Below are 24,384 nucleotides of genomic sequence, written 5' to 3'. Positions count from 1 at the left end.
AGGGAACCTGTAATGAACAAGACCAACCATTTTAAGCGCCAGGCGCTTATCGCTTCGGTATTACTGGCTGCGCCGCTGGTATCGCACAGCGCGATTGTGCCGGATCGTACCCGCGTTATTTTTAACGGCAATGAAAATTCAATCACCGTCACGCTGAAAAACGGCAACGCCACTCTGCCCTACCTCGCACAGGCGTGGCTGGAAGACGATAAGTTCGCCAAAGATACCCGCTATTTTACCGCCCTGCCGCCACTGCAGCGTATTGAGCCAAAATCCGACGGGCAGGTTAAAGTCCAGCCGTTACCAGCCGCGGCTAGCCTACCGCAGGACCGGGAAAGTCTGTTTTATTTCAACGTGCGGGAAATTCCGCCGAAAAGCGATAAGCCTAATACGCTCCAGCTGGCGCTGCAAACGCGTATTAAGTTTTTCTACCGCCCGGTAGCCGTCGCCCGGCAGGTGGATAAGACGCACCCGTGGCAGACGAAGCTCACGCTGACCTACCAGGGCGATGGTGTGATCTTCGACAACCCCACACCGTTTTACCTCATCATCAGCAATGCCGGTAGCAAAGAGAACGAAACCGCCTCCGGCTTTAAAAACCTGCTGATTGCCCCGCGTGAAAAAGTGACCTCTCCCATCAAAGATGCCTCGCTCGGCAGCTCGCCGGTGGTGGGCTACGTCGATGATTACGGCGGCCATCGCCTGCTGGTTTTTACCTGCTCAGGGAATACCTGCAAGGTCAATGAGGAAAAAACCCGTGACGCTGAGAAGAAAGCGAATAAGTAATCCTGTGCGAAAGAGATCCATGACGATGTTGACTCGCTGGAAAATACTGGTGCTGCTGTGCGGTGGATTCGTTACCGGCACCGAGGCTGCCGGCACAAAAACCGTGCAACTGGAGCTGCATCTGGTCGTCACTCAACCACCGCCCTGTACGATAGGCGGCGCTTCCGTAGAGTTTGGCGATGTCCTGACCACCAAAGTTGGCGATGCTTCTCAAACGAAACCTGTGGGCTACAGCCTGAACTGCGATGGCAGAGCGAGCGACTATCTGAAGCTACAAATTCAGGGGACCACTACCACCATCAGCGGGGAGCAGGTTCTGCAAACTTCGGTGCAGGGGTTAGGCATCCGTATTCAGCAGGCGGGCAATAAGCAACTGGTTCCGGTTGGCATAACGGATTGGCTGAACTTCACCCTGAGCGGCAGCAATGGGCCGGAGCTGGAAGCCGTACCGGTTAAAGAGCCCACCACGCAGTTAGCGGGGGGCGATTTTAACGCCAGTGCGACGTTAGTCGTGGATTACCAGTGATGGAGAGATTCATAGTGAAAAGGGTGCTTATCCTGACGCTTTTAATCACCCAGTTTGCCTGCGCCGACAATTTGACCTTTCACGGCAAACTGATAAACCCGCCCGCCTGTACTATCAATAATGGTGAAACGCTGGAGGTCAGTTTTGGTAGCGTGATTATTGATAATATTGACGGCGTCAATTACCTGACCGAGATCCCGTGGACCCTTACCTGCGACAGCAGCTTTCGCGATGACGCATTAACTTTTACGTTGAGCTATCTGGGCACGGCGACGCCTTACTCCGCAAATGCCTTAACCACCAATGTCCCTGAGCTGGGCATTGAACTTCAGCAGAACGGCACGGTATTTCCTCCCGGCACGTCGCTAACCATCGATGAGTCATCGCTTCCCACATTAAAAGCCGTGCCGGTAAAACAGCCCGGTAAAGAGCCTGCCGAAGGCGATTTTGAGGCTTTTGCCACGTTACAGGTGGATTACCAATGAACCGTATTTTTCAAACTGCCGGGCATTTGATCGGAGGCGTAATGTTATGGGCGGTTTGCAATACGCTACCTGCCGCCACGCCTAATGTGCACTACAGCGGTAAGCTGGTTGCCGGCGCCTGTAACCTGGTAGTGGATAATGACACGATGGCGACGGTGGATTTTCATACTATTGGCAGTGACAATTTCGACGCCAGCGGGCAAACGACTCCTGTTCCATTCACACTTAGCCTCCAGGATTGCAAAACAGCGCTAGCCAACGGCGTGCTGGTGACCTTTCAGGGCGTTGAAGACAGTACCCTGCCCGGACTGCTGGCGCTGGAGCCCTCGTCGGAAGCCAGTGGTTTTGCGATTGGCGTGGAAACGGCTGCACAGCAACCAGTGAGTATCAATGCAACAGTGGGTACAGCTTTTGTGCTGAAAGAAGGGATTACCACCATCAACTTGCAGGCCAGGCTGCAAAAATACGCTGGTGAAGAGGTTATGCCGGGGGAATTTTCGGGTAGCGCAACAGTGAGTTTTGAATATCAGTAACTTCTCAAGTTATATACTCATTTCTAATATTTTATTTAAATAATGGAAATTTAAATGAATCAAAAAGTATTATTTTTTCTAAGTATAATTGCATATCCTGGGATAACTCAGGCCATTAACCAAAATGTAATGATTGAACCATTAGTAATACGTGACTCAACAAATTATTTAGTACTACCTCAGGCTCAACAGGCTGAATTCTCACAATGCAAAAGCTGGCCGCATGATAGCACTGTTATTCCAGCAAAATATGAGGCAACCCTGCTTAATGGAAGTCTCATATCTATGTTTATTGGTGGCATAACAGTTAATTTATATACAACAGCAGATGTCAAAGTTAATACAGATGCCCAGTGTACATTACTCAATGGTAATTTTCCTGGTTATTACGGCATAACATGCTTTGTTACTGGTTATGACACAGACAAAGCTGTACCTGTAAGGACAGATAATGGCATGTCAATTATCGAAAGTAAATTATATGCTACAGGAACAATGAGATATATAACAGAGATCCCGATGGATGGCAGTGGCTTTCAGGGTATGGCGATTGGTGGTGCAGTAGTAATTAATACAGGCGCAATAACACCAACCCCTAATACGGGTGTTATTTCTAACATAACAATGCCACCACTATATGATCCCGGGTTTATTTTTACGGTACCTAGATGCGGTCAATACAAATATCATTCTGGGACAGGTTCTGTTTTTACGAATAACAATTCAACTTATACGGTTGCATCGCCGATTGGTTTCATAACTGCGTCTTTGGATAAGAACTCCGTGTTAAATTATAATGAACTTCATTATAACGATAAGGCAGAAAATATAGAACTAGGGAAAATTTATTTGATGTATAAGGAGAAAAATGTCACGTGGGGTGAAGGATTCGATTATACATTGGAAAATAGCACGATCAATGTAGTTTGTGCTGATAGCAGGATTAAAACAAATGTAGATTATCAATGTAGGAATGGTGATATGGGGGCATGCAACAATGGCGAACTGGGAAGAATAATCGGCAACTGGGAACGAATAAACGTTGATACTAATTGCAGCGTGACAGTTATTTTGCCCTGGCAATAGTATTTTTCTTAATAGATCTGAGTTTACGATTGCATACTTTTATACTCATATACCCTAAATAATTCGAGTTGCAGGCAGGCGGCGACGCAGTGACAAATTCGTCTGATACGAATTTGAACAGCCGAAGGCTGCCTGCGGTGGGGGACAAGGATGTCCCCCATCAATCCCCGGGGCTTACGCTGGTCAGTGACTGGGGGGAGCGAGGACAAATTGGCAAGGCCGATGTGAACGCCACTTACGGCGGCCCTTTAGGGCGAGGCCCGGAGAGCCGGGCCATGCAAACACACAGGCAACGTAAAGTATAACGGGTAGATATATCAGACTACTTTGTAGATAATAACGTTTCACTTTACCCCCCGTGCAGTCGCCGTGCATCAATCACATCCGGCACCTGGTTCAGCTTACCGAGCACGCGGCCCAGCACCTGCAGGTTGTAGATCTCGATGGTCATATCAATGGTGGCGATCTGCTGTTTAATGTCGCTGCGGCTGGCGACGCCCAGCACGTTGACTTTTTCGTTAGCCAGAATAGTGGTGATATCGCGCAGCAAGCCGCTGCGATCGTTGGCCTGGACGCGCACCACCAGCGAATATCCCGCCGAGTAGCTTTCGCCCCATACCGCCTCTACGATCCGCTCCGGCGCATGGGAGCGCAGTTCCGCCAGCTGTTCGCAGTCGGCCCGGTGCACGGAAATCCCTCGCCCTTGAGTAATGAAGCCGACAATTTCATCCCCCGGAATCGGCTGGCAGCAGCGGGCGATGTGGTGCATCAAATTACCCACGCCTTCTACCACCACGCGCCCGTCGTCTTTACGACGATTTTGCGGCGCGTATGTTTTTTGCTGAAGCTGTTTCAGCGCCGCTGCATCCTGCTCCTCTGCACTCGGCTTATTGAACTGTGATTGCAGGAAATTCACCATCTGATTAAGACGGATATCGCCGCCGCCTATCGCCGCCAGCAACTCTTCCAGCTCATTAAAGTTGTAGCGCGGCAGCAGATGTTTTTCGGCCTCTTTCAGGCTAATCCCCAAATGCGCCAGCTCATCGTCGAGGATCTGCCGTCCAGCCTGGATATTTTTGTCACGATCCTGCTTGCGGAACCAGGCGTGAATTTTCGAGCGTCCGCGGCTGGTCGTCACATAGCCCAGGTTTGGATTCAGCCAGTCGCGGCTGGGATTCGGCTGCTTCTGCGTGATAATTTCAATTTGATCACCCATCTGCAACTGATAGGTGAATGGCACAATACGCCCACCAATTTTAGCGCCAATGCAGCGGTGCCCAACATCGCTGTGGATGTGGTAAGCAAAATCGAGCGGCGTAGATCCGGCAGGCAAGTCAACCACGTCGCCTTTTGGCGTAAAAACGTAGACCCGATCGTCAAACACCTGGCTGCGCACTTCATCCAGCATTTCGCCGGAGTCGGCCATCTCTTCCTGCCAGGCGATCAGCTTACGCAGCCACGCAATTCTGTCTTCATGACCGGAACGCACGCCGCCGGACGCGGCGCCTTCTTTATACTTCCAGTGTGCCGCCACGCCCAGTTCGGCGTCTTCATGCATCTGTTTGGTACGGATCTGGATCTCAACGGTTTTACCGCCCGGCCCCAGGACCACGGTGTGGATAGACTGGTAACCGTTCGGTTTGGGGTTAGCGACATAATCATCGAATTCATCCGGCAGGTGACGATAGTGCGTATGCACTATCCCCAACGCGGCGTAGCAGTCTTGCAGACGTTCAGCGACGATACGCACGGCGCGCACGTCAAAGAGTTCATCAAACGCCAGATGCTTTTTCTGCATTTTGCGCCAGATGCTATAAATATGTTTTGGTCGTCCGTAGACTTCCGCCTGCACGCCTTCGTTTTTCATTTCGGCGCGCAGATGTCCAACAAACTCTTCGATGTAATGTTCGCGATCGAGACGGCGCTCATGCAGCAGTTTGGCGATGCGTTTGTATTCCGCCGGATGCAGGTAGCGGAAACAGTAGTCTTCCAGTTCCCACTTCAGTTGCCCGATGCCCAGACGATTAGCGAGCGGCGCATAGATGTTGGTACATTCTTTCGCCACCAGCACGCGCTCATCTTCCGGCGCCTCTTTCACTTCGCGCAAATGAGCGATTCGCTCGGCCAGTTTGATGACCACGCAGCGGAAATCATCCACCATCGCCAATAACATTCGACGGACGTTATCAACCTGCTCCGAAGAAACAGAGTCGTTATGAGTGGCGTTTAACTGGCGGATCGCCGCCATATCGCGCACGCCATGAATCAGGGTAACGATAGATTTGCCGACGCTTTCGCGCAGTACATCTTCGCTGACTACGTTGGCGTCGGCCAGAGGGAACAGTAGCGCCGCCCGCAGCGTGTCGATATCCATACTCAGCGTGGAAAGAATTTCTACCATCTCCACGCCACGCCACAGCAACAGATCCGCATCCGGATGTCCTTGTGTCTGTTGCAGGCAATACGCCCAGGTTTCGGCTAAGCGCTCACACGACTGCTGGCTGGAAATTCCCAGGCTTGCGATCCACTTCTTCGGATCAAATTCACCAGCTTTATTAATATGTGCACTTCTTACCGCGACCATCGTCCTCTCCTTAAGGGACCAGGCCTACCGAAGTCGGTAAGCCGGTAATCATTACATGCGCTCGAACAGAACCATTGATTCCAGATGTCCTGTGTGCGGGAACATGTCGAGCATCGCTAAACGCGTAACCTCATATCCCGCATTGACCAGCGCTTCACTATCGCGCGCCAGCGTCGCCGGGTTACAGGATACATAAACAATGCGAATAGGTTTTAATTTTATAATATGTCGCATCACTCCTGTAGCCCCCGCACGCGCAGGATCGAGTAAGACTTTGTCAAAGCCGTTTTTCGCCCACGGCTGCTTCGTGACATCTTCCTCCAGGTTCTCATGGAAGAATGTCACATTATGTAAACCATTGCGGATGGCGTTTTCACGGCCTTTTTCTACCAGCGCCGGAACGCCCTCAACCCCTACCACGCTTGCCGCGCGCGTTGCCAGCGGCAGCGTAAAATTCCCCATTCCGCAGAACAGATCCAGGACACGATCCTCGGCGCGCACATCAAGCCACTCCAGCGCGCGGGCGACCATTTGCTGGTTTACCGCCTCATTAACCTGAATAAAGTCTCGCGGACTGAAGGCTAAACGTAAGCCGTGCGAATCATACCAGGGCGCCTCGCCAGATACCGTTTCCAGTATCTCGCTAAACGGCGCCAGAAACAGAGACAATCCCTCAGAATGCGAAAAGCGTTCCAGTTTTTCTTTATCCGCCGCACTTAATGGCGCGGTATGGCGCAGAATCATCAGCGTACCGCTTCCCGCCTGTACCAGCTCAACATGCCCAAGATGTCGGGTGCCGTGTAAACTCGCCAGACACGCCCTGATTCGGGGCAGCAATGCTTCAAGCTGGGGCGCCAAAACGGGGCACTGTTCGACATTGACGATATCGCTGGAACCCGCTTTGCGAAATCCCATTTGCAGCGGTTTATCCGGCGGGCAATTCAGACTTAACCGCGCACGACGCCGATAACCCCAGGGCGCACCGGCGATGATGTCATTCACCTCGTGTTTCATCAAACGCGCCAGCGCCGCGCTTTTGCTGCGTTGTTGCAGGGTGATGCTGACATGCTGTTGCTGACAACCGCCGCAGACGCCAAAATGCGGGCAGCGCGGCGTTTCTCGTTCCGGGCTATCATTCAAACGGCGCGAAACGCGTGCGCGGGCAAATTGCTTTTTATCTTCTGTAATAATGACTTCTGCGCTTTCCTCAGGCAATAAACCGGGGATAAACAGCGCCTTTCCGTTATGACGGGCTACGCCCTGACCAAATGAATCGAGGTCATTGACTTTAACGGTTATGATCTGACGCGTCGTCACGCGCCGTTTTGCAGAGTAGAATTGCGCCATTGACCAGCTTTTTCTCAATTTAACAGTGTGACCCTAATTGTCCCATAACGGAACTCCATGACCAACTACAGCCTGCGCGCACGCATGATGATTCTGATCCTGGCCCCGACCGTCCTGATAGGTTTGCTGCTCAGTATCTTTTTTGTAGTGCACCGCTATAACGACCTGCAGCGTCAACTGGAAGATGCCGGCGCCAGTATTATTGAACCGCTCGCCGTCTCCAGCGAATATGGTATGAACTTACAAAACCGGGAGTCTATCGGCCAACTTATCAGCGTCCTGCACCGCAGACACTCTGATATTGTGCGGGCAATTTCCGTTTATGACGATCATAACCGCCTGTTTGTAACGTCTAATTTCCATCTGGACCCCTCACAGATGCAGCTTCCCGCCGGAGCGCCGTTTCCACGTCGTCTGAGCGTTGATCGCCACGGCGATATTATGATTCTGCGCACCCCGATTATCTCGGAGAGCTATTCGCCGGACGAGTCAGCGATTGCTGACGCGAAAAATACCAAAAATATGCTGGGGTATGTGGCGCTTGAACTGGATCTCAAGTCGGTCAGGCTACAGCAATACAAAGAGATTTTTATCTCCAGCGTGATGATGCTTTTTTGTATTGGCATTGCGCTAATCTTTGGCTGGCGGCTTATGCGCGATGTCACCGGGCCTATCCGTAATATGGTGAATACCGTTGACCGCATTCGCCGCGGACAACTGGATAGCCGTGTGGAAGGATTTATGCTGGGCGAACTGGATATGCTGAAAAACGGCATTAATTCCATGGCGATGTCGCTTGCCGCCTATCACGAAGAGATGCAGCATAATATCGATCAGGCCACTTCAGACCTGCGTGAAACCCTTGAGCAGATGGAAATCCAAAACGTTGAGCTGGATCTGGCGAAAAAGCGCGCCCAGGAAGCGGCGCGTATTAAGTCGGAGTTCCTGGCGAACATGTCGCACGAACTGCGAACGCCGCTGAACGGCGTCATTGGCTTTACCCGCCTGACATTAAAAACGGAGCTGAACCCCACCCAGCGTGACCATCTGAACACCATTGAGCGTTCCGCGAATAATCTGCTGGCGATCATTAATGACGTGCTCGACTTCTCCAAGCTGGAAGCCGGTAAGCTCATTCTGGAAAGTATCCCTTTTCCACTGCGCAACACGCTGGATGAAGTGGTTACGCTGCTGGCCCACTCGTCGCATGATAAAGGGCTGGAGTTGACGTTAAATATTAAAAACGACGTCCCGGATAATGTGATTGGCGACCCGCTGCGCCTGCAACAGGTCATTACTAATCTGGTGGGTAATGCCATTAAGTTCACCGAGAGTGGCAATATCGATATTCTGGTAGAAAAGCGGGCGCTCAGTAACACCAAAGTACAGATTGAAGTGCAGATCCGGGATACGGGGATCGGCATTCCGGAACGCGACCAGTCGCGACTGTTTCAGGCGTTTCGCCAGGCCGATGCCAGTATTTCTCGCCGTCACGGCGGCACCGGGCTTGGGCTGGTGATTACGCAAAAGCTGGTCAACGAAATGGGCGGGGATATCTCTTTCCACAGCCAGCCTAATCGCGGCTCGACCTTCTGGTTTCATATTAATCTTGATCTTAACCCAAATGTTATTATTGACGGGCCGTCGACCGCATGTCTGGCCGGAAAACGGCTGGCTTATGTCGAACCGAATGCTACCGCCGCGCAATGTACCCTGGATCTACTGAGCGACACGCCGGTGGAGGTGGTTTACAGCCCGACCTTCTCCGCGCTGCCGTTAGCGCACTACGATATTATGATTTTGAGCGTTCCGGTGACCTTCCGCGAGCCGCTCACCATGCAGCATGAACGTCTGGCGAAAGCGGCGTCAATGACGGACTTTCTACTGCTGGCGCTACCTTGCCATGCGCAAATTAACGCCGAAAAGCTGAAACAAGGAGGCGCGGCGGCCTGTCTGTTAAAACCATTGACGTCAACGCGCCTGTTGCCAGCGCTGACAGAATATTGCCAGTTGAATCACCATCCTGAACCGCTGCTAATGGATACCAGTAAAATCACCATGACGGTTATGGCGGTTGATGATAATCCCGCTAATCTGAAGCTTATCGGCGCGTTACTGGAAGATAAAGTCCAGCACGTAGAGCTTTGTGATAGCGGACATCAGGCGGTGGATCGGGCGAAACAAATGCAGTTTGATCTGATTTTGATGGATATTCAGATGCCGGATATGGACGGCATACGCGCCTGCGAATTGATTCACCAGCTTCCTCATCAGCAGCAAACACCGGTTATTGCCGTTACGGCACATGCGATGGCCGGGCAAAAAGAGAAGTTGCTCAGCGCGGGCATGAACGACTATCTGGCTAAACCGATAGAAGAAGAGAAGTTGCATAATCTGTTGCTGCGCTATAAACCTGGCGCCAACGTAGCAGCGCGTCTGATGGCGCCGGAACCAGCTGAATTTATCTTCAATCCGAATGCAACGCTCGACTGGCAGCTTGCGCTCCGCCAGGCTGCCGGTAAGCCCGATCTGGCGCGGGATATGCTGCAAATGCTGATTGATTTTCTGCCGGAAGTGCGCAACAAAATTGAAGAACAACTGGTGGGAGAAAATCCCAACGGCCTGGTCGATCTGGTCCATAAGCTACACGGGAGCTGCGGCTATAGCGGCGTACCGCGGATGAAGAACCTTTGCCAGCTTATTGAGCAACAGCTTCGCAGCGGCGTCCACGAAGAGGAGCTGGAGCCTGAGTTTCTGGAGCTGCTGGATGAGATGGATAATGTCGCGCGTGAAGCGAAGAAGATATTAGGCTGATATTCGCCGGATGGCGGCGTGACCGCCTTATCCGGCCTACAACTCAGCGTAACTGTTGCCCCGCTTTCAGCGTTGCAGCCACGTTGCGCGCGGTCATTCGTACGTTTTCACTCGCATTCTTCAGCGCGTCCTCCAGCGTGCAGCTGGTATAAATCACGCTGAAAACGGCATCAAGCCCATGTTCATGAACCACGCCAACGTCCGCCGTCAGGCTACCCGCTATACCAATTACCGGCTTGTTATACCGTTTGGCGATGTTTGCCACGCCAATAGGGACTTTACCGTGAATGGTCTGGCTGTCGATGCGTCCCTCGCCGGTGATGACTAAATCAGCATCCGCAAGACACGCTTCCAGATGAAGCGCATCGGTGACAATCTCAATACCACGCCGTAGCTGCGCGCCGCAAAACGCGTATAACGCCGCCCCCATGCCGCCTGCCGCTCCGCCGCCTGCCAGATCCAACACATCGACATGCAGATCGCGGGCAATCAAATGCGCATAGCGAGTCAATGCCGTATCCAGGCGTTCAATCATTTCCGGCGTCGCCCCTTTTTGCGGACCAAAAACCGCAGACGCGCCCTCTTTGCCGGTAAGGGGATTCGTGACATCGCAGGCGACCTCTATATGGCACGCCGACAAACGCTTATCCAGGCCGCTGATATCAATGCTGGCGAGTGTTTCCAGCCCAATGCCGCCTTGCGCAATATCATTGCCCTGCGCATCCCGTAGCCTGGCCCCCAGCGCCTGTACCATCCCCGCGCCGCCATCGTTGGTGGCGCTACCGCCGATACCAATAATGATATGCTCAACGCCCGCATCCAGCGCATGACGGATCAGCTCGCCAGTTCCCCATGACGTGGTCTTCAACGGATCGCGTTGCGCGGGCGGCACCTGCTCCAGCCCGCTGGCGGCCGCCATTTCAATGAATGCGGAACGCGCATCGCCGGAAAGCCCATAAAACGCATTGACGCGATGCCCCAACGGCCCGGTGACCTCAACATGCACGATTCGACCCGCCGTCGCTTCAACCATCGCTTCGACAGTACCTTCTCCGCCATCAGCCAGCGGCAATTTCAGGTAATCGGCGTCAGGCCAGATCTCGCGAAATCCTTGTTCAATGGCGGTCGCTACCTCAAGAGCACTCAAACTTTCCTTATACGAGTCTGGTGCGATCACTATTTTCATAAGTCGTCCTTACGCATGTTGATCCTGTTAAGCATACACCCAGAGAAGAACCGGTTCCTTACGGAACCGGCTCTGACTTAACGCACCATGCAAGGACGCTTATTATCAAACGTCCAGCCAGGAATTAAGTACTGCATTCCCATCGCGTCGTCACGCGCGCCTAAGCCATGTTTTTGATAGAGCTCATGCGCTTTCATCACCTGATCCATATCGAGCTCAACGCCCAGACCCGGTTTGGTCGGTACTTGCACCATGCCGCCTTTAATTTCAAACGGTTCTTTAGTCAGACGTTGGTTGCCTTCCTGCCAGATCCAGTGGGTATCGATCGCGGTGATCTTGCCCGGCGCCGCCGCGGCAACATGGGTAAACATCGCCAACGAAATATCAAAGTGGTTGTTAGAGTGCGAGCCCCAGGTCAGACCGAACTCATGGCACATTTGCGCCACGCGTACAGAGCCTTGCATAGTCCAGAAGTGCGGGTCCGCCAGCGGGATATCGACGGATTGCAGCGACAGCGTATGCCCCATTTGACGCCAGTCGGTCGCTATCATATTGGTGGCCGTCGGTAATCCGGTCGCGCGACGGAATTCCGCCATCACTTCACGTCCGGAAAAACCCTGCTCCGCGCCGCACGGATCTTCTGCATAGGCCAGAGAACCTTTCAGGTATTTACCAATGCTGATCGCTTCGTTCAGCGACCAGGCACCGTTTGGATCGAGCGTAACGCGCGCTTGTGGGAAACGTTTCGCCAGCGCCACGATTGACTCGGCCTCTTCTTCGCCCGCCAGCACGCCGCCTTTCAGTTTGAAGTCGTTGAAGCCGTATTTTTCATAGGCGGCTTCCGCCAGACGCACTACCGTTTCCGGCGTCATCGCCTCTTCATGGCGCAAACGATACCAGTCGCATTGCTCATCCGGCTGGCTCTGATACGGCAGCGGCGTAGCCTTGCGATTGCCGACAAAGAACAGATAACCCAGCATTTCGACTTCGCTGCGCTGCTGACCGTCGCCTAACAGCGAAGCGACGTTGACGCCCAGATGTTGGCCCAAAAGGTCAAGCATTGCCGCTTCAATGCCCGTCACCACATGGATAGTGGTACGGAGATCGAACGTTTGTAAACCGCGTCCGCCCGCATCGCGATCGGCAAACTGGTTGCGAACGGCGGTCAGGACATTTTTATATTCACCCAGCGTTTTTCCCACCACCAGTGGGATCGCATCTTCCAGCGTTTTGCGAATTTTTTCGCCGCCAGGAATCTCGCCGACCCCGGTATGACCGGAGTTATCTTTAATAATGACGATGTTGCGCGTGAAGAACGGGGCGTGCGCGCCGCTCAGGTTCATCAGCATACTGTCATGACCCGCAACCGGGATAACCTGCATTTCAGTCACTACAGGCGTCGTAAATTGAGTACTCATAACTGTGTCCTTATTCAGAATTAGTGACGACCAAAAACAGGGCGTTTGCGGTCAAAAGTCCAGCCGGGGATCAGGTATTGCATCGGGCCTGCATCATTACGCGCGCCGCCTGGCAGCTTTTTATACGCGTCATGCGCTTTTCGCACCTGTTCCCAGTCAAGCTCCACGCCCAGTCCTGGCGCATCCGGAACGGCAATTTTGCCGTTTTTAATTTCCAGCGGATTTTTAGTCAGGCGGCAATCGCCCTCCTGCCAGATCCAGTGCGTATCAATAGCGGTGGGTTTGCCTGGCGCCGCCGCGCCGACATGGGTAAACATCGCCAGTGAAATATCAAAATGGTTATTCGAATGGCAGCCCCAGGTTAGCCCCCAGTCATCGCACAGTTGCGCCACGCGAACGGCGCCGGTGAGGGTCCAGAAATGCGGGTCGGCAAGAGGAATATCTACCGCGTTGAGCATCACTGCATGTCCCATTTCACGCCAGTTGGTGGCAATCATATTGGTCGCCACCGGCAGTCCTGTCGCGCGGCGGAACTCCGCCATGACTTCACGACCAGAGAATCCTTGCTCCGCGCCGCACGGATCTTCCGCGTAGGTCAGTACATCATTCAGCCCTTTGCACAACGCAATGGCTTCATCCAGTAGCCAGGCGCCGTTCGGATCCACGGTAATACGTGCGTCCGGGAAGCGTTTTTTTAGCGCGCGAACGGTATCAATCTCTTGTTCGCCCGGCAGCACGCCGCCCTTGAGTTTAAAATCTTTAAAGCCGTAGCGATCCTGAGACGCTTCCGCCAGCCGCACGACCGCGTCGCTGTTCAGCGCTTCCTGATGGCGCAGGCGATACCATTCATGACTGCCCGGCGTGCTTTCCAGATACGGCAGATCGGTTTTAGTGCGATCACCAATATAGAAGAGATAGCCCAACACGGTGACGGCATCGCGCTGTTTACCGGGTCCTAACAGTTCACAGACCGGCACATTAAGCGCCTGCCCCAGTAGATCAAGCAGCGCCGCTTCCAAAGCTGCCACCGCGTTAACCCGCAGTTCAAACGTCCATGCGCCTTTACCAAAGGTGTCAAAATCAGCAGCCTGGTTGCCTTTATGCACCTGCTGCACCACTTTGTTCAGGCGGGCGACTTCCTGGCCTAATACCATCGGAATAGCATCGACCAGCGTCTGATAAATCACTTCTCCGCCCGGCGCCTCGCCGACGCCAGTATGCCCGGCGTTATCGGTGAGGACGACGATGTTACGGGTGAAGTACGCGTTATGCGCGCCGCCGATGTTGAGTAGCATACTGTCATGTCCGGCAACCGGAATGACCTTCATGTCCGTAATAACGGGACTGGATTGCGTTGTCATGATAATTGTCCTGCGACAGGTTTCAGTTCAATACGCTTAATATCACCTACCAGCACCAGATAGCTGATGATGGCCACCAGGGCATGTACGCCGACATAGATCAACGCGCCGTTGAAGGAACCGGTGGTGCCAACGATGTAACCAATCGCGATTGGCGTCACAATACCGGAGATATTGCCGAACATATTAAACAAGCCGCCGGAAAGACCGCTGATCTCTTTCGGCGCGGTATCCGCCATTACTGCCCAGCCCAACGCGCCGATACCTTTACCGAAGAAGGCCAACGCCATAAAGCCGATGATCATCCATTCCACGTTCACATAGTTACAGAACACCATAACCATTGACAGCAACATTCCCAGCACAATCGGCGTCTTGCGCGCGATATTCAGGGAGCCAGTACGACGCATCAGCCAGTCGGAAATGATGCCGCCCAACACGCCGCCGATAAAGCCGCAGACTGCAGGAACCGAGGCGACAAAGCCCGCTTTGAGAATCGACATGCCGCGCGCCTGGACCAAATAGACCGGGAACCAGGTAATAAAGAAATAGGTCAATGCGTTAATACAGTACTGACCGATGTAAACGCCAATCATCATACGAGAGCCCAGCAGCTGTTTGATCTGGCCCCATTTGACGCTAAACGGTACTTTCGCTTTGGTGTCTTTCTGATCCATATTGATCAGCGCGCCGCCTTCTGCGATGTACTCCAACTCTTTCTTATTTACGCCCGGATGGTTATTTGGTTCATGGATAACTTTCAACCAGATAAAACTGATGATGATCCCTAACCCGCCCATAAAGAAGAAGACATGCGACCAGCCCACTTCGTGCGTCAGCCAGCCCATAATTGGCGCGAAAATAACCGTGGCAAAGTATTGCGCGGAGTTAAAGATGGCCACCGCCGTTCCCCTCTCCTGCGCCGGGAACCAGGCTGCAACAATGCGACTGTTGCCCGGGAAAGAAGGCGATTCCGCCAGACCGACCAGGAAACGAAGCGTAAAGAGGGCGACAATAATGCCGAAACCACTAAAGATATCGACAAAACCCTGCAACAGGGTGAAGACTGACCAAATGAAAATAGACCAGAAATAGACGCGTTTGGAACCAAAGCGGTCCAGCAGCCAGCCGCCCGGGATCTGCCCGATAACATAGGCCCATGAAAAAGCAGAAAAAACATAGCCCATGCCTACCGGATCAAGGCCGATATCTTTGGCCATTTCTGAGCCGGCAATGGACAATGTGGCGCGGTCGCCGTAGTTGAAGGATGTGACGATAAACAGCATCACCACTATCCAGTAGCGGGCGTTCGTGCGTTTCTCCGCACTGCTCGCCGCGTGACTTAATGAACTCATTGTTGCACTCCTGAAATTTCGCGTTAGCTACGCTCACTCTGAACTGCACAACCGGTAGGGAATCAGAGATAACGTTTCCTTGTTGCAGCTTTTATTAGGTCGTTTGCTTTGCACGCTGCATGCTTTTATTCACTGGCAGGAGAAGTATAAAAAGCGCGCCACACACACTCACCGTGCAACAACACAGTATTTTGGCGATGAATTACGCCTGTTTATGGCAAAAGCCCAGGACAGTGGAAGCCACTTCACGGAAATGAAATCAGAAGGCGTCGGCGTCGACGCAGGAGGAGTAAAAAGAGAAGAATGTGAAACAGGTCGCTTGATTACATGAAAACGCCCGTAAAAAACTGCCGCTTTTGCGGGCATATGCCCAAAGCTAACACGATTCAGTTACTTTACACTGTGTACAGGTCGTGATTTTGCTTACTGGCAACGCAAGCAAACGAAAAGGTACCCTCCCGTAGGGGGGAGGGATTTACCTCAGGAAAGTAAAGTTCCCCAGTTTTCAACCCAGGGATTGGATTGGCTCTCCGGCTCCGGATGTTCGCTGGCGTCAATGAATAACATCTCCCCCACCCGCTGCGCGCTTTGCTCTTGCAACAGGGCATCAAACTGTTTGCCGCCATTACAGAAATTGGGGTAGCTGCTATCACCTAGCGCAATCACCCCGTAACGCAGGTTTGGCTGAAAACCCAACGTATCTTTAATGCCGTGAAAGAGCGGCGCAATGCTATCCGGTAGATCGCCCTGCCCGGTCGTCGAGGTAACGACCAGCGCAACCTTATCCTGATATTGCTGCCAGTCGGACAGTTCAGGATCTTCAAACACGGTCGCGCTGTGGCCCTGTCTGGCGAGGATCGCTTCCGCTTCTTCCGCCACCAGCAGTGAGTTGCCATACATGGTCCCGACAAAAATACCAATTTCTGCCATTATGCGTATCTCCCTGAATTATGCCTGATGAGTCTCATCCTGCCGGGACGCCGCCGTAAACTCAACCCTTTCATTGTCAGGGAGAAGTCCACGCCAGCCAAACTGTGTCAGCGCCTGCATCCAGGTTTCATCCAACCCGGCCTGAATCATCAACGGCTGTCCGGTGAAGGGGTGCGTCAGCTCAAGCCGACTGGCATGAAGCATCAGGCGACGACAGGCAAAATGCTCTGCGGCGCTGCGGTTTTGTCGCAAATCGCCATGTTTACTGTCGCCGATGATAGGATGACGCAGATGCGCCAGATGACGACGGAGCTGGTGCTTACGTCCCGTTTTTGGTTCCAGCTCAACCAGACCATAACGCGTGGTGGGATAACGCCCGGTCGGTACCGCCATTTCGACCGTCGCCAGTCCGCGATACTGCGTTACAGCCGGCTGGGGCGCTTTATCTTCGCGGGCGAATTTATCGGCAATTTTATCGCGCTCTTCCACCAGCGGATAATCCAGTACCGCGTCATCCATCAGCCAGCCGCGCACAATGGCATGGTAGCGTTTACGGATGTGGTGCTGCTCGAACTGCTGCGCCAGACGGCGTCCCGCTTCGCTGGACAGCCCCATTAACAGTACGCCCGACGTGGGTCTGTCGAGACGGTGGGCGGTAAAAACATGCTGGCCGATTTGGTCGCGCACCGTTTGCATGACCACGACTTTTTCGTCGCGATCCAGCCAGCTCCGGTGAACAAGCCAGCCTGCGGGTTTATTCACGGCAACCAGCCACGGGTCTTGATAGAGGATCTCCAGCATCAGGATTTATCGCGGACGAATAGCGCATCCAGATCCTGCAAAACCGCCAGGATCGCCTCCCGCTGCGGATGATTCGCCGCCAGCGCCATTTCATAATAAGGGGCGACGGCAAATGCCTCGGGCAGCGGCTGCGCATTATCAAGTAGGGTATGCATACGTGGAATCAATACCCATTGCAGCCATTCCAGCGGTTCCATGGTATCCATAAAAAATGGTTGGGTGCTGGTAAACAGGTGCGCCTGCGGCGCATCCTGCCGCCAGTGGCGATGCTCGCGCAGCAGCGTTTCAAGCGTATGTAACTGCTGACGCACACGGTCATGAGTCGTCATGTTAAAAACCTCAATGATGAAAATCTGGCGCGAAGAATAACAAAAAAAAGGGAGCACTGTATAAACAGTGCTCCCGGTTCGTTTCGCAGCATTCCAGCTACTTTTCGTGCTCCCTGCTCATCCGTGACAACTTTTCCTGTGACCTTACGGCCTGTTCATCCTGAACGTTTGCATCCTGCGCACATCGCCCGATGTGATAGCTTCTTCCTGAAGCGTCCCTGGTCATCCAGACCCGCCGAACATCCTGATCGGCTCTCGTTCTCCGTCCTGGAGGTGTCCTTTAACGCATCCTGCGCTTTCCACTTTGCTTCATCCTGAAGCCTTTCCTTGTAACACCATCCTGGCGTGTCCTGCTGAAGCGTCATCATCCTGACGTTCGCTTCGTTGTACGACTCCCTGTCGACGAAGATAGAATCGCCTGTTTCACCTTGTCTTACAAGACGCTTACAGACAATACCTTAAGTAAATTTTCATATGAAAGTGCGCAAAAACATTTTAATTAGTTGTTTTATATAGACTTACATAAGAAAACGGAACTCAGTATCCGCTGATATCCTGGCGATCTCCTACAGACTTTGTAAGAGATCTCTCACACCCGTTAGGGCAAACGATTACAGAAGAGGATTAAGTTGCGTAAGGAATTCCGCAAGCGTTGCGGCAAGAACGGTGCGATTACGGGTGCCCAGCGTTTCTTTAATCACCTCGCCGGACAGGTTACAGACCGAAATGACCTCAAGCTCATTTTCCTGCGTCGCAATAAAAAGCGTGGGAGGAAGCTTGAGCCGCTTTTGCGTGACCAGGTGGCCTATCAGATTTTCCTGCACGCGCCGAAAGTCATCCTGACTCCAGGTTTGCAGTAGCGTAAGCTTTTCATCCGCAAACTGCGCGGGCATGTCGCCAGCAAACTGCGTGGTGTAAAACGCGTGGAGCGCAGGTTGTACCATAATATCAAAGGCGCGTTCAACCGCGTTTACATTTTCTTCGCCTTCAAAAGGTTGCGGCTGCCAGTAAACGGCATCGCGGGTTGAAGAAATAATGCACGGAGAAGGTACGCCATACAGTTCTTCGCTCAACGGCCAGCTACCGTGTTTTTCTTGCCACGCGTCGCAGTAACGCGTCGTAAAGGCTTTCAATGCCTGCGCTGTCAGTTCGTCCACCAGTTTCTCTCTTCATAAAAGCCAGGATACACTTGACGCATAGTGTATCTGGTTTATGACGGTGAAACATGTCTTCTTATGAAAACCATCAGGCTCTTGATGGCCTGACTCTCGGAAAATCAACGGATTACCGGGACAATTATGACGCCAGCCTGCTGCAGGGCGTACCGCGCAGTTTGAATCGCGACCCGCTCGGATTAACAGCCGATAATTTGCCGTTCCACGGCGCGGATATCTGGACGTTGTATGAACTTTCCTGGCTTAACAGCCAGGGTCTTCCGCAGGTCGCCGTCGGGCATGTCGAACTGGATTACACCAGCGTTAATTTAATCGAATCCAAAAGTTTTAAACTGTATCTGAACAGCTTTAACCAGACGCGCTTTGACACCTGGGAGACGGTGCGCCAGACGCTGGAGCGCGATCTGCGCGCCTGCGCGCAGGGCAACGTTAGCGTGAGGCTTCATCGTCTTGATGAGCTGGAAGGACAGCCTGTCGCCCATTTCCACGGCACCTGTATTGACGATCAGGATATCAGTATCGACAACTACCAGTTTACTACCGACTATCTGCAACATGCGGTCAGCGGCGAGAAGCAAGTAGAGGAGACGCTGGTCAGTCATCTGTTGAAATCCAACTGCCTGATCACCCACCAACCGGACTGGGGCTCGATACAAATTCAGTATCGCGGGCGCAAAATCGACAGGGAAAAACTGCTGCGTTATCTGGTCTCCTTCCGTCACCATAATGAATTTCACGAGCAGTGCGTAGAGCGTATTTTTAATGACATTCTGCGCTTCTGCCAGCCGGAAACGTTAAGCGTTTATGCGCGCTATACTCGCCGCGGCGGGCTGGACATTAATCCCTGGCGCAGCAATACCGATTTCGTGCCCGCCACAGGCAGGCTGGCGCGACAGTAATTTTTTTGTCAATTTTGCGTGCCGGATTGCGCATGTAAGGTTGTGAAAGGTCATCAGCCAGGGCTATTGTAATCAACAGGGAATGGCGTGTTGCGTCCCATAAGGAGTTTACTTGATTACACATATTAGCCCGCTTGGCTCAATGGATATGTTGTCGCAACTGGAAGTGGACATGCTGAAACGCACGGCCAGTAGCGACCTGTATCAACTGTTTCGTAACTGTTCACTTGCCGTTCTTAACTCCGGCAGCCTGACCGACAACAGCAAAGAGCTGCTGTCCCGCTTTGAAAATTTCGATATTAACGTACTGCGCCGCGAGCGCGGCGTGAAGCTGGAATTGATTAATCCGCCTGAAGACGCTTTTGTTGACGGGCGGATTATTCGTGCGCTACAGGCTAACCTGTTCGCGGTGCTGCGCGACATTCTCTTTGTGAATGGGCAGATCCACAATGCCGGCCGTTTCCAGCATCTGGATCTTGAAAGCTCAACACATATCACCAATCTGGTGTTCTCTATTTTGCGCAACGCCCGGGCGCTGCACGTCGGCGAAGCGCCAAACATGGTGGTATGCTGGGGCGGCCACTCAATTAACGAAAACGAGTACCTGTATGCCCGTCGCGTCGGCACGCAGTTGGGATTACGCGAGCTGAACATCTGCACCGGCTGCGGCCCTGGGGCGATGGAAGCCCCCATGAAGGGCGCGGCGGTCGGTCACGCGCAACAGCGTTATAAAGACAGCCGCTTTATCGGCATGACTGAACCTTCCATTATTGCGGCTGAACCGCCTAACCCGCTGGTGAATGAACTGATCATCATGCCGGATATCGAAAAACGCCTGGAAGCGTTCGTCCGTATCGCACACGGTATCATCATCTTCCCGGGCGGCGTGGGTACGGCGGAAGAGCTGCTTTATTTGCTGGGGATTCTGATGAATCCAGCCAATAAAAATCAGGTGTTGCCGCTGATCCTGACCGGACCAAAAGAGAGCGCCGATTACTTCCGCGTGCTGGATGAGTTTATTACCCATACGCTGGGCGAAGCGGCCCGCCGTCATTACCGCATCATCATTGACGATGCGGCGGAGGTAGCGCGACTGATGAAGAAAGCGATGCCGCAAGTGAAAGAGAATCGCCGCGATACCGGCGACGCCTATAGTTTTAACTGGTCGATGCGTATTGCACCGGATCTGCAGGTGCCGTTTGAGCCGTCGCATGAGAATATGGCCAACCTGAAACTGTACCCGGATCAGCCGGTTGAGATTCTGGCGGCGGATCTGCGACGCGCCTTCTCCGGTATTGTCGCGGGGAACGTGAAGGAGGTCGGGATACGCGCCATTGAAGCTAATGGTCCGTATAAAATCCACGGCGATCGAGAGATGATACGTCGCATGGACGATCTGCTGCAGGGATTCGTCGCGCAGCATCGTATGAAATTGCCAGGTTCCGCCTACATCCCCTGTTACGAGATCTGCGCTTAACGCTTATGCCCGGTTGCCGCCAGCAGCCGGGCGCTTCTCCCATTCCTTTCATTGCGGTATGGCGATTCACGTATTCCTTCATTTTTTATGATGATCATCAGAGGCATAGCCCGCATTGTTTTATAAACACCATTTATAATTCATCATAAATAGATTGCCAGGCAAACGTTTACCTGACTCCTCTTACCGTGATTTATCGGTTCAAACTCTCATTCTTCGCAAGAATCCACTAAAAACCTTGATTTTTATAGTCAAACCTCCGTATCTTGCGCCCCAATCTTTCCGGCCTTATATCGTTAATGGTAGCCTTCGCGCCCGGAAATTCGTTATGACGTTTTTTTAATAGATTAATGGTCCAAATTTATCCATGTAAGAAGCGGATTATTGCATTTGAGATCGGGATCACTGATAGATTCATCACTTAAATGTATCTTTCCGCCCGAAAATTATTACGGCGAAAAATTATATAAAAAGCGTCCCTAAGCAGATTTCATTTTACGATCAGGTCTTTTTTCATTGGATTAGACCAGCAACCTGATTTTTAGCATCCTCCAGGAGAAATAGATGGAAACCACTCAGACCAGCACGATTGCTTCGATTGACTCTCGAAGCGCATGGCGCAAAACGGATACCATGTGGATGCTGGGCCTTTACGGCACGGCAATCGGCGCGGGCGTTCTGTTCCTGCCGATCAACGCAGGCGTCGGCGGCATGATTCCGCTCATCATCATGGCGATTCTCGCTTTCCCGATGACCTTTTTCGCACACCGTGGTTTAACCCGCTTCGTGCTGTCCGGTAAAAACCCGGGTGAAGACATCACTGAAGTCGTTGAGGAACACTTCGGTATCGGCGCAGGTAAACTGATTACCCTGCTCTACTTCTTCGCGATTTACCCCATCCTGCTGGTTTACAGCGTGGCGATTACTAATACCGTGGAAAGCTTCCTGACCCACCAGTTAGCGATTAATCCGCCGCCGCGGGCGATTCTTTCCCTGATCCTGATTGTTGGCATGATGACCATCGTGCGCTTCGGCGAGCAAATGATCGTTAAGGCGATGAGTATCCTGGTATTCCCGTTCGTCGCTGCGCTGATGCTGCTGGCCTTGTACCTGATCCCGCAGTGGAACGGCGCGGCGCTGGAAACGCTGTCCTTTGATTCCGCCGCGTCTACCGGTAACGGTCTGTGGATGACGCTGTGGCTGGCGATTCCGGTGATGGTTTTCTCTTTCAACCACTCCCCGATCATCTCCTCCTTCGCGGTTGCGAAGCGTGAAGAGTACGGTGAAGGCGCTGAGAAGAAATGTTCTAAAATTCTGGCCTTCGCCCACATCATGATGGTGCTGACCGTGATGTTCTTCGTCTTCAGCTGCGTGCTGAGCCTGACGCCGGCAGATCTGGCGGCGGCAAAAGAGCAGAACATCTCTATTCTGTCTTACCTGGCGAACCATTTTAACGCGCCGATCATCGCCTGGATGGCGCCGATCATTGCGATGATTGCTATCACCAAATCCTTCCTCGGCCACTACCTTGGCGCGCGTGAAGGCTTTAACGGGATGGTGATTAAATCGCTGCGTGGTAAAGGTAAATCCATCGAAATCAACAAACTGAATAAAATTACCGCGCTGTTCATGCTGGTCACCACCTGGATTGTGGCGACGCTGAACCCCAGCATCCTGGGCATGATTGAAACCCTGGGCGGCCCGATCATCGCGATGATTCTGTTCCTGATGCCGATGTATGCCATCCAGAAAGTACCGGCAATGCGTAAGTACAGCGGTCATATCAGCAACGTATTCGTTGTGATTATGGGCCTGATTGCCATCTCCGCTATTTTCTACTCACTGTTCAGCTAAGTCCTTTAGCGCCGCTTACCGCGGCGCTTCTCTATGATACAACCGCAATGGATGCCCTATGATTAGCGTATTCGATATTTTTAAAATCGGCATTGGCCCTTCCAGTTCTCACACCGTCGGACCAATGAAAGCAGGCAAGCAGTTCACGGACGATCTGATTGCCCGCCATATTCTTACAGATGTCACCCGCGTCGTGGTGGATGTCTACGGCTCTCTGTCATTGACGGGTAAAGGCCACCACACTGATATCGCCATTATTATGGGCCTGGCGGGGAATCTGCCGGACACCGTCGATATCGACGCCATTCCGTCCTTTATCCAGGATGTGAACACCCATGGGCGTTTACTACTGGCTAATGGGCAGCATGAAGTCGAATTTCCGGTCGATAAGTGCATGAATTTCCACGCCGACAACCTGTCTCTGCATGAGAACGGGATGCGTATTACCGCGCTGGCGGGCGATAAAGCGCTCTACAGCCAAACCTACTACTCCATCGGCGGCGGCTTTATCGTCGATGAAGAGCACTTTGGTTTGACGAATAGCGAACCCGTTAACGTACCGTACCCTTACAAAACCGCCGCGGATTTACAGCGCCACTGCCAGGAGACGGGTTTGTCGCTCTCCGGTCTGATGATGCAAAACGAACTGGCTCTGCACAGTAAAGAAGCGCTGGAGCAGCACTTCGCCAGGGTCTGGGAGGTGATGCGCAGCGGTATTGAGCGCGGTATCACCACCGAGGGCGTATTGCCGGGCAAACTGCGCGTTCCGCGTCGCGCGGCGGCGCTGCGTCGGGTGCTGGTCAGTCAGGATAAGACCACCACCGATCCGATGGCGGTCGTCGACTGGATCAATATGTTCGCGCTGGCGGTGAACGAAGAGAATGCCGCAGGCGGACGAGTAGTCACTGCCCCGACTAACGGCGCATGTGGTATTGTTCCGGCGGTGCTGGCGTACTATGACAAGTTTATCCGCGAAGTAAATGCTAACTCGCTTGCTCGCTATATGCTGGTCGCCAGCGCGATTGGCTCGCTGTATAAGATGAACGCCTCTATTTCCGGCGCCGAAGTGGGTTGTCAGGGAGAGGTCGGCGTGGCCTGTTCCATGGCGGCAGCGGGTCTGGCCGAGCTGCTGGGCGGTAGCCCGGCGCAGGTGTGCATCGCCGCAGAAATCGCCATGGAGCATAATCTGGGGTTAACTTGCGATCCGGTTGCCGGTCAGGTACAGGTTCCCTGCATTGAGCGTAACGCAATTGCTTCAGTCAAAGCGGTCAACGCCGCGCGTATGGCGCTGCGCCGTACCAGCGAACCGCGCGTATGCCTCGATAAAGTGATTGAGACCATGTACGAAACCGGTAAAGACATGAACGCTAAGTACCGCGAAACTTCGCGCGGCGGCCTGGCGATGAAGATCGTTACCTGCGATTAATTCTCAGCACAT

Annotated in this window: 21 protein-coding genes; 11 read left to right on the top strand and 10 right to left on the bottom strand. The window is 52.9% G+C overall.

Going from position 1 to position 24,384, the window contains the following annotated elements; genetic code table 11:
- Positions 1-12: 12 nt before the first annotated feature.
- Genes ACLJNW_RS09730 through ACLJNW_RS09710 form a run of 5 tightly spaced genes read left to right on the top strand, consistent with a single transcriptional unit; the run spans position 13 to position 3,416 of the window.
- On the top strand, positions 13-786 hold the full coding sequence (locus ACLJNW_RS09730) for a fimbria/pilus periplasmic chaperone (protein ID WP_023204603.1): 774 nt from the start codon (positions 13-15) through the stop codon (positions 784-786).
- Between the two features lie 19 nt (positions 787-805).
- A complete protein-coding gene (locus ACLJNW_RS09725) occupies positions 806-1,312 on the top strand; it encodes a fimbrial protein (protein WP_000178258.1) in 507 nt (168 codons plus the stop codon).
- Between the two features lie 14 nt (positions 1,313-1,326).
- On the top strand, positions 1,327-1,797 hold the full coding sequence (locus tag ACLJNW_RS09720; protein WP_000832396.1) for a fimbrial protein: 471 nt from the start codon (positions 1,327-1,329) through the stop codon (positions 1,795-1,797).
- Positions 1,794-2,330 carry a fimbrial protein gene (locus ACLJNW_RS09715; protein ID WP_001079646.1) on the top strand — a complete coding sequence of 179 codons (537 nt, stop codon included), beginning with the start codon at positions 1,794-1,796 and terminating at the stop codon, positions 2,328-2,330. Before ACLJNW_RS09720 ends, ACLJNW_RS09715 begins: the two co-directional genes overlap by 4 nt.
- Before the next feature lie 54 nt (positions 2,331-2,384).
- A complete protein-coding gene (locus ACLJNW_RS09710) occupies positions 2,385-3,416 on the top strand; it encodes a hypothetical protein (protein ID WP_023204604.1) in 1,032 nt (343 codons plus the stop codon).
- 349 nt (positions 3,417-3,765) lie between these two features.
- Here the strand turns inward: ACLJNW_RS09710 and relA are convergent, their stop codons facing one another.
- The gene (gene relA / locus ACLJNW_RS09705) at positions 3,766-6,000 is read right to left on the bottom strand and encodes a GTP diphosphokinase (protein ID WP_024154716.1); all 2,235 of its coding nucleotides are present in this window, start codon (positions 5,998-6,000) and stop codon (positions 3,766-3,768) included.
- A 51-nt stretch (positions 6,001-6,051) separates the two neighbouring features.
- Positions 6,052-7,347, bottom strand: a complete 1,296-nt coding sequence (gene rlmD / locus ACLJNW_RS09700) for a 23S rRNA (uracil(1939)-C(5))-methyltransferase RlmD (protein WP_023204719.1) — start codon at positions 7,345-7,347, stop codon at positions 6,052-6,054.
- A 57-nt stretch (positions 7,348-7,404) separates the two neighbouring features.
- Here rlmD and barA point away from each other — a divergent pair, with 57 nt between their 5' ends.
- A complete protein-coding gene (gene barA / locus ACLJNW_RS09695; RefSeq protein ID WP_000186400.1) occupies positions 7,405-10,161 on the top strand; it encodes a two-component sensor histidine kinase BarA in 2,757 nt (918 codons plus the stop codon).
- 43 nt (positions 10,162-10,204) lie between these two features.
- On the opposite strand, the gene ACLJNW_RS09690 is transcribed toward barA, so the two are convergent.
- The 4 genes from ACLJNW_RS09690 to gudP all read right to left on the bottom strand — a co-directional run bounded on the left by ACLJNW_RS09690 (position 10,205) and on the right by gudP (position 15,481).
- Positions 10,205-11,347: a glycerate kinase gene (locus tag ACLJNW_RS09690; RefSeq protein ID WP_023204720.1), complete on the bottom strand. Its 1,143-nt coding sequence runs from the start codon at positions 11,345-11,347 to the stop codon at positions 10,205-10,207.
- 77 nt (positions 11,348-11,424) lie between these two features.
- Positions 11,425-12,765: a glucarate dehydratase gene (gene gudD, locus ACLJNW_RS09685; RefSeq protein ID WP_000107113.1), complete on the bottom strand. Its 1,341-nt coding sequence runs from the start codon at positions 12,763-12,765 to the stop codon at positions 11,425-11,427.
- 20 nt (positions 12,766-12,785) lie between these two features.
- Positions 12,786-14,126: an enolase C-terminal domain-like protein gene (locus tag ACLJNW_RS09680; protein WP_000211806.1), complete on the bottom strand. Its 1,341-nt coding sequence runs from the start codon at positions 14,124-14,126 to the stop codon at positions 12,786-12,788.
- The gene (gudP, locus tag ACLJNW_RS09675; RefSeq protein WP_000097015.1) at positions 14,123-15,481 is read right to left on the bottom strand and encodes a galactarate/glucarate/glycerate transporter GudP; all 1,359 of its coding nucleotides are present in this window, start codon (positions 15,479-15,481) and stop codon (positions 14,123-14,125) included. Before gudP ends, ACLJNW_RS09680 begins: the two co-directional genes overlap by 4 nt.
- A gap of 79 nt (positions 15,482-15,560) precedes the next feature.
- Here gudP and ACLJNW_RS09670 point away from each other — a divergent pair, with 79 nt between their 5' ends.
- Positions 15,561-15,812: a hypothetical protein gene (locus tag ACLJNW_RS09670; protein ID WP_001626563.1), complete on the top strand. Its 252-nt coding sequence runs from the start codon at positions 15,561-15,563 to the stop codon at positions 15,810-15,812.
- A 149-nt stretch (positions 15,813-15,961) separates the two neighbouring features.
- Here ACLJNW_RS09670 and ACLJNW_RS09665 read toward each other — a convergent pair whose 3' ends face one another.
- The 4 genes from ACLJNW_RS09665 to syd form a co-directional block, all read right to left on the bottom strand.
- Entirely contained in the window at positions 15,962-16,411 is a 450-nt protein-coding gene (locus ACLJNW_RS09665; RefSeq protein WP_000807736.1) for a flavodoxin, read from the bottom strand.
- 18 nt (positions 16,412-16,429) lie between these two features.
- Entirely contained in the window at positions 16,430-17,212 is a 783-nt protein-coding gene (truC, locus tag ACLJNW_RS09660; protein ID WP_000890030.1) for a tRNA pseudouridine(65) synthase TruC, read from the bottom strand.
- On the bottom strand, positions 17,212-17,541 hold the full coding sequence (locus ACLJNW_RS09655) for a YqcC family protein (protein ID WP_023204721.1): 330 nt from the start codon (positions 17,539-17,541) through the stop codon (positions 17,212-17,214). Before ACLJNW_RS09655 ends, truC begins: the two co-directional genes overlap by 1 nt.
- 611 nt (positions 17,542-18,152) lie before the next feature.
- The gene (gene syd / locus ACLJNW_RS09650; protein ID WP_000343990.1) at positions 18,153-18,698 is read right to left on the bottom strand and encodes a SecY-interacting protein; all 546 of its coding nucleotides are present in this window, start codon (positions 18,696-18,698) and stop codon (positions 18,153-18,155) included.
- A 68-nt stretch (positions 18,699-18,766) separates the two neighbouring features.
- On the opposite strand from syd, the gene queF reads away from it, so the two are divergent.
- The 4 genes from queF (at position 18,767) to ACLJNW_RS09630 (ending at position 24,372) form a co-directional block, all read left to right on the top strand.
- The gene (queF, locus tag ACLJNW_RS09645) at positions 18,767-19,615 is read left to right on the top strand and encodes an NADPH-dependent 7-cyano-7-deazaguanine reductase QueF (protein WP_000100463.1); all 849 of its coding nucleotides are present in this window, start codon (positions 18,767-18,769) and stop codon (positions 19,613-19,615) included.
- Between the two features lie 112 nt (positions 19,616-19,727).
- Positions 19,728-21,092, top strand: coding sequence for a nucleotide 5'-monophosphate nucleosidase PpnN (gene ppnN / locus ACLJNW_RS09640; RefSeq protein ID WP_023204722.1), 1,365 nt, complete (start codon positions 19,728-19,730; stop codon positions 21,090-21,092).
- 564 nt (positions 21,093-21,656) lie between these two features.
- Positions 21,657-22,946 (top strand): HAAAP family serine/threonine permease SdaC, encoded by a 1,290-nt coding sequence (sdaC, locus tag ACLJNW_RS09635; protein WP_000450462.1) that lies wholly within the window; start codon positions 21,657-21,659, stop codon positions 22,944-22,946.
- Positions 22,947-23,004: 58 nt separating this feature from the next.
- A complete protein-coding gene (locus ACLJNW_RS09630) occupies positions 23,005-24,372 on the top strand; it encodes an L-serine ammonia-lyase (protein WP_023204723.1) in 1,368 nt (455 codons plus the stop codon).
- Positions 24,373-24,384 lie beyond the last annotated feature (12 nt).

The organism is Salmonella sp. SAL4457 (assembly GCF_046548235.1).
In the GTDB taxonomy this organism is placed as follows: domain Bacteria; phylum Pseudomonadota; class Gammaproteobacteria; order Enterobacterales; family Enterobacteriaceae; genus Salmonella; species Salmonella enterica.
This window is presented reverse-complemented; position numbering and strand designations above follow the sequence as displayed.